Below are 6,642 nucleotides of genomic sequence, written 5' to 3'. Positions count from 1 at the left end.
GGCCACCGGCAAGCTCAAGAATCCTGATCATTCCCCCAAAAGCAGGAATAAACGTGTAGACAACAATGAAAATTAATATTGCCCATTCGCGTGTGGTTAGCACGTTTCTCATATTTCCCTACTTTGGATTTGAGGTCGGAGAATGCCAAAAGGGCTAATACAGATATTCCGGAATTGAACGACTACCATGCTAGCCAACAATGGCTTCTTCTCAGCTATTCGGCCCCAAATTTCTGCCTGGTCTCTCATGCCCATATCCTTTTTGGAGGTGATATGTGCACCTTATATATATTCATATTCGATTTAGGAATTGGCAAATTTTGCACTTATGATATACAAATATGAATGAATAATAGAACTTCCACATTTGATTGGTCTCAAGCGCAAGCGTTTTTAGCGACGGTTGAAACGGGTTCATTCTCGGGTGCTGCTGCCCGCTTAGGTTTGTCCCAACCCACAGTTGGGCGACATGTTGCTGCGTTAGAGAGCGACCTCAGCCTCTTACTCTTTGATCGAGTTGGAAAATCCTTGGTACTGACTGACAACGGGCATGCGATGGTTCAGCATGTAAAAGCCATGAAGGACGCGGCGGACCAACTCAGTCTTTCAGCGTTAGGGCAAGATAAAACAATCGCTGGTCCTGTAAGTATTACCGCAAGCGATACATTCTGTGCCTATATCCTTCCTCCAATCATAGAGAGTATTCGATTGATTTATCCCGAAGTTCAGATCGAAATCGTCTCATCCAATGAAGTGCAAGACTTGCGTCGGCGCGATGCTGATATCGCTATCCGCAACGTCGAGCCAAGACATCCCGATTTGTATGCTAAGCGGTTACAGACAACGCAAGGAAAACTCTATGGCGCGACCTCTTATCTTGACTGGCTTGGCCGCCCTGCGACGGTCAAAGATTTTAGCGAGAGAACAACTTTTATAGGCGACACTTCTGGACGAGTTCTTCAAATGCTAACAACTATGAACGTTCCCTTAGCCTCTGAGCAATTCAGCGTCATTGCAGACAGCGGTGTCGCCATGTGGGAGTTGGTCAAGCGTGGGGTCGGACTTGCCGTCATGTTCAAAAATATTGGGGATATCACCCCCGAAGTTGAGGCCGTTCTACCAAATCAAATCTCGGCTGATGTCCCTGTCTGGCTTGTTGCGCATCGCGAGCTCAAAACTAATGCACGTATTCGCGCAATCTTTGATATTCTTTCAGAAAGATTGACTGCTTGAGCTGTAAACAGGCCGCCTCAATGGCTGCATGCCTAGACCGTTCATTGCACGAAGCGTGCTAATATTATGACCCATTGTATATTCATACTAAAAGTAGTCTAAAAATGATGATTGCAGGTTAGCTGCAATTAATCTGGTTTCAAAAAGCCAATAAGTGCAATTTTAATCTCGGATGATTACAGTTCGTTACGCCTAATTAAGGAACCCTCCGAAGCTTTGATTTTTTTCAAAAACAACAGTAGTGCCAGAAGGTTGCGTACAATTGACGGCTATCTGCGAGATGCTATCAACCTGATCATTAAACTGACGTTTTGTTGAAGTGAAGAAACGAGAAAGAATAAAAGTCCGGCGCTGTCCTTTTTTAAAAGAGACGCGTTCAGGTTCGTACCAAAACCCACTTGCCCCGTTAATAAGAACCACACAATCAGAAAGTGGTTCACTGTTCGTGCTTTTGATAACAACACTTGTCCGGCTAAGAGACACAAGCTCCATATCGAAATCACCCGTTATGTCTTCGCACCCCACAACGAGTAAACAGGGTAAGAACACCATACAGAACAATCGGAACAAACACATCGTCATTCTTCGACACCAAAATCATACAAAGTACTCTCAGTGTAAGAAGACAAAGCTAATCTTCGATTAATTAACAATCAAATGATTGTATTTTCTTAAACTCATTTCAGAAAACCTAAAGACCCTTGGCTTGTTTCAAAAACCAACGCAGACCCAAGTGGTTTCTTACAACTCACAGAAACTTGGGAAATTTTATCCACTCTATAGTCAAATTGGCGCTTACCAACACTATAGAACCGAGCGAGAGAAAAGGTGCGGCTCTCCCCTTTATTAAATTCTGATCTTTCTGGCTCATGCCAAAAACCATTTGCACCGTTTAATAGAACAACACACCCTTCAAGCTTTCGGGCGTCCAGATTTTTCACCCCGATGTTTGTCTTACTTAAACTCATCATTTTCATTTCGAAGGCATCACCATTTTCTTTACACCCCGAAAGAAGTGTAAGGACAAAAAGGACCACCACTGATTTTGATATTTCCCCCAATCTACCCCCCTTACGTACACAACCATTACTCAATAAACAAAAGATAGGAAAAACGACAGAAACTGTTTATTCTAATATCGTTAACAAGATGCAAAGCTTTGGAATCTTTTAAGAACTTTAACAAAGATTTTTTCAATGAATTTACGCCAGATGTTACCGTCAGACCACCCTGCACTGATAGAACTTTTTAAGGAAACGCCCGGTGTGACGTTACGGGATGCTGATTCGTACCCCGCAACTGAACGTTATCTGGAGCGAAATCCCGAACTTAACTTTGTAATTGAAGATAAAGAAATTATTATTGCTTGCGTCATGTGTGGCCACGATGGTCGTAGAGGATATCTGCAACACCTCGTTGTAAAGCCAAATTACAGAAAATTGGGATTAGGTGAGAAACTTTTCAGGAAATGTCTCTCTAGCCTCTCAGAAATCGGCATTGATAAAACACATATTTTTGTCTTCAAGGATAATGGAATTGCCAATGATTTCTGGCAATCAAAGGGCTGGAAATTAAGAAACGATGTTAATCTTTATTCCTATACATCCTCAAACAGTACTAATGCCTAATCGGACAGCCAGACAGAACCAGCTACTTTATTGATAAATCAACAAGCCTTGAAAAAACACAATTCTCCCCCAAAATTTTAGATCCCCACCTTTTAAAGTAACGAATTCTAACATTAAAAAACTTGCCTGCATTAAACATTTCCATTATTCATGAAATATGGAAATGTTTAATGCACTCTCAATCTTCTCGGCAATGAGCCAACCTGTAAGACTGGATATGGTCCGTATACTCATCAAAGCTGGGGATAGCGGTCTGTTGGCTGGCGAGATTAGTCAAGCGCTTGATATCCGCCCTAATACTGCATCAACAAATTTATCGATCCTAGTAAACTCGCAACTACTACGTAAAGAACGGCAAGGACGCACGATAAGATACTTTGTCAACTTTGAAGTAATAAAAGATCTTCTCACTTTCCTGATGGAGGATTGTTGCGGAGGCAATCCTGAACTTTGCCAATCTGTTATCGATAAAGTTGCCTGTGATCACTGACCGAGCTCGACACTTTCACTGAACCACACACAGTCCACCAAGTGAGAAAATAGGTATAAAATGTCAACAGAGAATAATGGTATCGGAATTTTTGAAAAATGGCTTTCTCTATGGGTTACTGTGTCAATAATACTCGGCATTGTTCTTGGCCAAACTTGGCCTGATATCTTCAACCTTCTGACCTCATTCGAATATGCGCATGTTAACTTTGTCATTGCGGCATTGATATGGGCCATGGTCTATCCAATGATGGTGTCAGTAGATTTTGGCAGTATCCGGTATGTCGCAAAGCAACCCAAAGGCCTTTTCATTACTTTGGTTGTAAACTGGTTGATAAAACCCTTCACAATGGCGGCTCTTGGTGTTTTCTTTTTTAAATTTCTGTTTATAGACCTAATCACAGCACCAGATGCAGATTCATATATCGCCGGGTTAATATTATTGGGTGCAGCCCCGTGCACTGCAATGGTCTTTGTCTGGTCGCACCTCACCCGAGGTGACGCGAACTATACATTAGTACAGGTCAGTATAAATGATCTGGTTATGATCTTTGCTTATGCCCCCATAGTCGCCTTACTTTTGGGGGTAACAGATATCCCCGTCCCATGGGGCACTCTAATCCTCAGCGTTGTTTTGTATGTTATCGTCCCCTTGACGGCGGGAATTATAACCCGAAAAATTCTTCTCAACGCGAATAAAACGGACGAAGCAGTTTCAAATTTTACCGCAGCATTAAAACCCTTTTCGATATTAGGCCTTTTAGCCACTGTCGTTCTTCTTTTTGGCTTTCAGGGCAATGTAATATTAGCAAACCCAACTCTAATAATTATTATAGCCATACCTCTATTGCTCCAGTCATACGGCATTTTCGTAATCGCCTATTTTGCGGCCTGGTTTATGAAAGTTCCCTTTCGTATCGCAGCCCCCTGCGCCCTTATCGGAACATCAAACTTTTTTGAACTTGCCGTAGCTGTTGCCATTGGCTTATTCGGACTCAATTCAGGAGCAGCCCTGACAACCGTTGTCGGTGTACTCGTCGAAGTCCCGGTTATGTTATCTCTAGTTGCCCTTGCCAATAAAACCCAAGCCTATTTCCCCAGAAAATGAACAGAAAACAACCCGTACTGAAATCAGTTAACAAGACCTACAGGTTAATGAGATCAAGGTAATGGCAATCATTATTTATCATAACCCGGAATGCGGAACATCACGGAATGTTCTGAATATACTAAGACGATTTCACGGCGAGCCACAGGTCATAGAATACCTAAAGACAGGATGGAATAGTGAACAGTTAAAAGGTTTATTCAACAAATCTAACCTTACGCCACGACAAGCACTGCGTACGACAAAATCCCCCGCAAAAGAGCTAGGACTACTTAATCCAATAGTTTCTGATGACACCATATTCGAAGCAATGCTGCGATATCCTATTTTAGTAAATCGTCCGATAGTATGCACAGATAAAGGCATCTTACTATGCAGGCCATCAGAAACTGTGTTTTCACTGATAAACGCACCTTCTGGTTCAACTTACGAGAAAGAAGATGGTGAAATAGTCATCGCCCCTTAACAATCGCAATTCCTGAGATTTTATTATTAAACTCTCAGCGGAACCAAGTGCACCAACGACAAAGTCAAAAAGCACGTCATTATTAGCATTATTCTCAAAAGAAATTACTATATTTTTGAATAATCAATGGGTTGGTTCTTATCAAGTGTCCGCGTAATAGGCGGCATAGGATATTTCAACCCGGTTGCACAGTTATACAGGACAGCGCGATCTGTTTCTTTAATCTGACCATTTGCCAAAGACTGCTTATACGCCGCATAAGTCGCGGCCCCTTCCGGACAAAGCAAAACGCCTTCTTTGTGAGCAACCTCTGCTTGGGATTGCGTGATTGCCTCATCGGTAACAGCAATTGCAAAGCCTCCACTTTCACGTACAGCCCGTAAAATAAGGAAATCCCCGACAGCGACAGGCACACGAATGCCCGATGCATGGGTGTAGGCATTTTCCCACAAAGGCGCGTGTTCTTCACCGTCTTCATAAGCCTTGACGATCGGTGCACAGCCCGTGGATTGCACGGCCACCATTTTGGGACGCTTAGATCCAATCCAGCCGATAGCTTCCAACTCTTCAAAAGCTTTCCACATACCAATCAGTCCAGTACCACCACCTGTCGGATAAAAGATAACATCTGGAACATCCCAACCGAGTTGCTCAGCAAGCTCTAGCCCCATCGTTTTTTTGCCTTCGATACGATACGGCTCTTTCAAGGTTGAACAGTCAAACCATCCAGTCGGCTCTTTTCCCTCCCCAACGATCTTTCCACAATCATTGATCAACCCGTTAACGCGATAGACCTTTCCGCCCTGATATTCGATCTCAGATACATTCACTTCAGGAGTGTCATCCGGGCAGAATATAGTCGTTTCCATTCCGGCCCGCGTTGCATAGGCCGCCATCGCTGCCCCCGCATTTCCATTTGTGGGCATAGCAAGACGGCTAACACCAAGCTCCTTTGCCATGGAAACTGCCAGTGCCAATCCCCGAGCTTTGAAAGAGCCCGTGGGAAGACGCCCTTCATCCTTTACAATGAGCTCCCCGCCCTTACCCGCCAGACTGGGCAAAGAAAGTAAGGGAGTCATAACTTCGCCAAGACTAACAACGTTTTGAGCCTGCCGCACAGGAAGGAATTCCCGATAACGCCAAAATCCACCTGGTCTTTGTGCTAAATCCTTTTTGGACAGAGCTTCACTTAAAGCTTTGAGGTCATAGCGGACCAAAATTGGTTTCCCTGCAGAGGAAAGCCCGTGCAATTGACCAGCCTCAAGCATCTCCCCCGTATAAGAGCACTCAAGATGTGATACAAAATTTGGAAACTCATTAATGATCGCAGGATCGAAAGAAAATCTGGGCTGCATCAAATTTCTCCTAACAGGAACTAAGCCGATTAAATCAAGTAAATGAGATTAGGGAATTAGAGAGACGTTTGTTTAACTACCTTTTAAGACTATTAGTCATTGCACTCTGGTACAAAGAAAAAGTTCTCTTACACCTTTTAATCCTGTTGCCCTGACTGGCTTCAAAAAAAAACAAATGCTGCACTTTCCAGAGCAGTTCTTTAATTTTTGCTTTACCGATAATCGACAACTTTAGATTTCACACATACATCTAGTGAATATCTGGTATTCACATTTTGAAGTGTTAAATACCTTGAAATACACACTTACATAGTACATATCAGCATCAACCAAACCTTATAAAATAAGCGAATCATCATGAGC

At 43.0% G+C, this 6,642-nt stretch carries 8 protein-coding genes; 5 read left to right on the top strand and 3 right to left on the bottom strand.

The genetic code is table 11. From position 1 onward, the window contains the following. The first annotated feature begins 345 nt into the window (after positions 1-345). Complete coding sequence (locus Q0241_RS03435) at positions 346-1,233, top strand: LysR family transcriptional regulator (protein ID WP_299373096.1); 888 nt, start codon at positions 346-348, stop codon at positions 1,231-1,233. Between the two features lie 192 nt (positions 1,234-1,425). Here the strand turns inward: Q0241_RS03435 and Q0241_RS03430 are convergent, their stop codons facing one another. Together Q0241_RS03430 and Q0241_RS03425 are read right to left on the bottom strand one after the other, a co-directional pair. Continuing rightward, positions 1,426-1,815 (bottom strand): hypothetical protein, encoded by a 390-nt coding sequence (locus tag Q0241_RS03430; RefSeq protein ID WP_299373093.1) that lies wholly within the window; start codon positions 1,813-1,815, stop codon positions 1,426-1,428. Positions 1,816-1,910: 95 nt separating this feature from the next. Continuing rightward, positions 1,911-2,294 carry a hypothetical protein gene (locus Q0241_RS03425; RefSeq protein WP_299373090.1) on the bottom strand — a complete coding sequence of 128 codons (384 nt, stop codon included), beginning with the start codon at positions 2,292-2,294 and terminating at the stop codon, positions 1,911-1,913. 135 nt (positions 2,295-2,429) lie between these two features. Between Q0241_RS03425 and Q0241_RS03420 the strand changes: the two genes are divergently transcribed. The 4 genes from Q0241_RS03420 to arsC all read left to right on the top strand — a co-directional run bounded on the left by Q0241_RS03420 (position 2,430) and on the right by arsC (position 4,924). Then, on the top strand, positions 2,430-2,861 hold the full coding sequence (locus Q0241_RS03420) for a GNAT family N-acetyltransferase (protein ID WP_299373087.1): 432 nt from the start codon (positions 2,430-2,432) through the stop codon (positions 2,859-2,861). Positions 2,862-3,024: 163 nt separating this feature from the next. Beyond that, entirely contained in the window at positions 3,025-3,351 is a 327-nt protein-coding gene (locus Q0241_RS03415) for a helix-turn-helix domain-containing protein (protein WP_299373085.1), read from the top strand. A 60-nt stretch (positions 3,352-3,411) separates the two neighbouring features. Next, positions 3,412-4,458 carry an ACR3 family arsenite efflux transporter gene (gene arsB / locus Q0241_RS03410; protein WP_299373083.1) on the top strand — a complete coding sequence of 349 codons (1,047 nt, stop codon included), beginning with the start codon at positions 3,412-3,414 and terminating at the stop codon, positions 4,456-4,458. Between the two features lie 61 nt (positions 4,459-4,519). Beyond that, a complete protein-coding gene (gene arsC / locus Q0241_RS03405; RefSeq protein WP_299373081.1) occupies positions 4,520-4,924 on the top strand; it encodes an arsenate reductase (glutaredoxin) in 405 nt (134 codons plus the stop codon). A 107-nt stretch (positions 4,925-5,031) separates the two neighbouring features. On the opposite strand, the gene Q0241_RS03400 is transcribed toward arsC, so the two are convergent. Continuing rightward, positions 5,032-6,279, bottom strand: coding sequence for a threonine synthase (locus Q0241_RS03400; RefSeq protein ID WP_299373079.1), 1,248 nt, complete (start codon positions 6,277-6,279; stop codon positions 5,032-5,034). Positions 6,280-6,642 lie beyond the last annotated feature (363 nt).

It is taken from the genome of uncultured Kiloniella sp., assembly GCF_937128705.1.
In the GTDB taxonomy this organism is placed as follows: Bacteria; Pseudomonadota; Alphaproteobacteria; order Kiloniellales; family Kiloniellaceae; genus Kiloniella.
This window is presented reverse-complemented; position numbering and strand designations above follow the sequence as displayed.

What these genes read in the sequence shown, in the direction of transcription:
- Q0241_RS03415 (WP_299373085.1), top strand. Translation starts at nt 3,025, where the DNA reads ATGTTTAATGCACTCTCAATCTTCTCGGCAATGAGCCAACCTGTAAGA.
- Q0241_RS03430 (WP_299373093.1), bottom strand. Translation starts at nt 1,815, where the DNA reads ATGACGATGTGTTTGTTCCGATTGTTCTGTATGGTGTTCTTACCCTGT.
- Q0241_RS03400 (WP_299373079.1), bottom strand. Translation starts at nt 6,279, where the DNA reads ATGCAGCCCAGATTTTCTTTCGATCCTGCGATCATTAATGAGTTTCCA.
- arsC (WP_299373081.1), top strand. Translation starts at nt 4,520, where the DNA reads ATGGCAATCATTATTTATCATAACCCGGAATGCGGAACATCACGGAAT.
- Q0241_RS03435 (WP_299373096.1), top strand. Translation starts at nt 346, where the DNA reads ATGAATAATAGAACTTCCACATTTGATTGGTCTCAAGCGCAAGCGTTT.
- arsB (WP_299373083.1), top strand. Translation starts at nt 3,412, where the DNA reads ATGTCAACAGAGAATAATGGTATCGGAATTTTTGAAAAATGGCTTTCT.
- Q0241_RS03420 (WP_299373087.1), top strand. Translation starts at nt 2,430, where the DNA reads ATGAATTTACGCCAGATGTTACCGTCAGACCACCCTGCACTGATAGAA.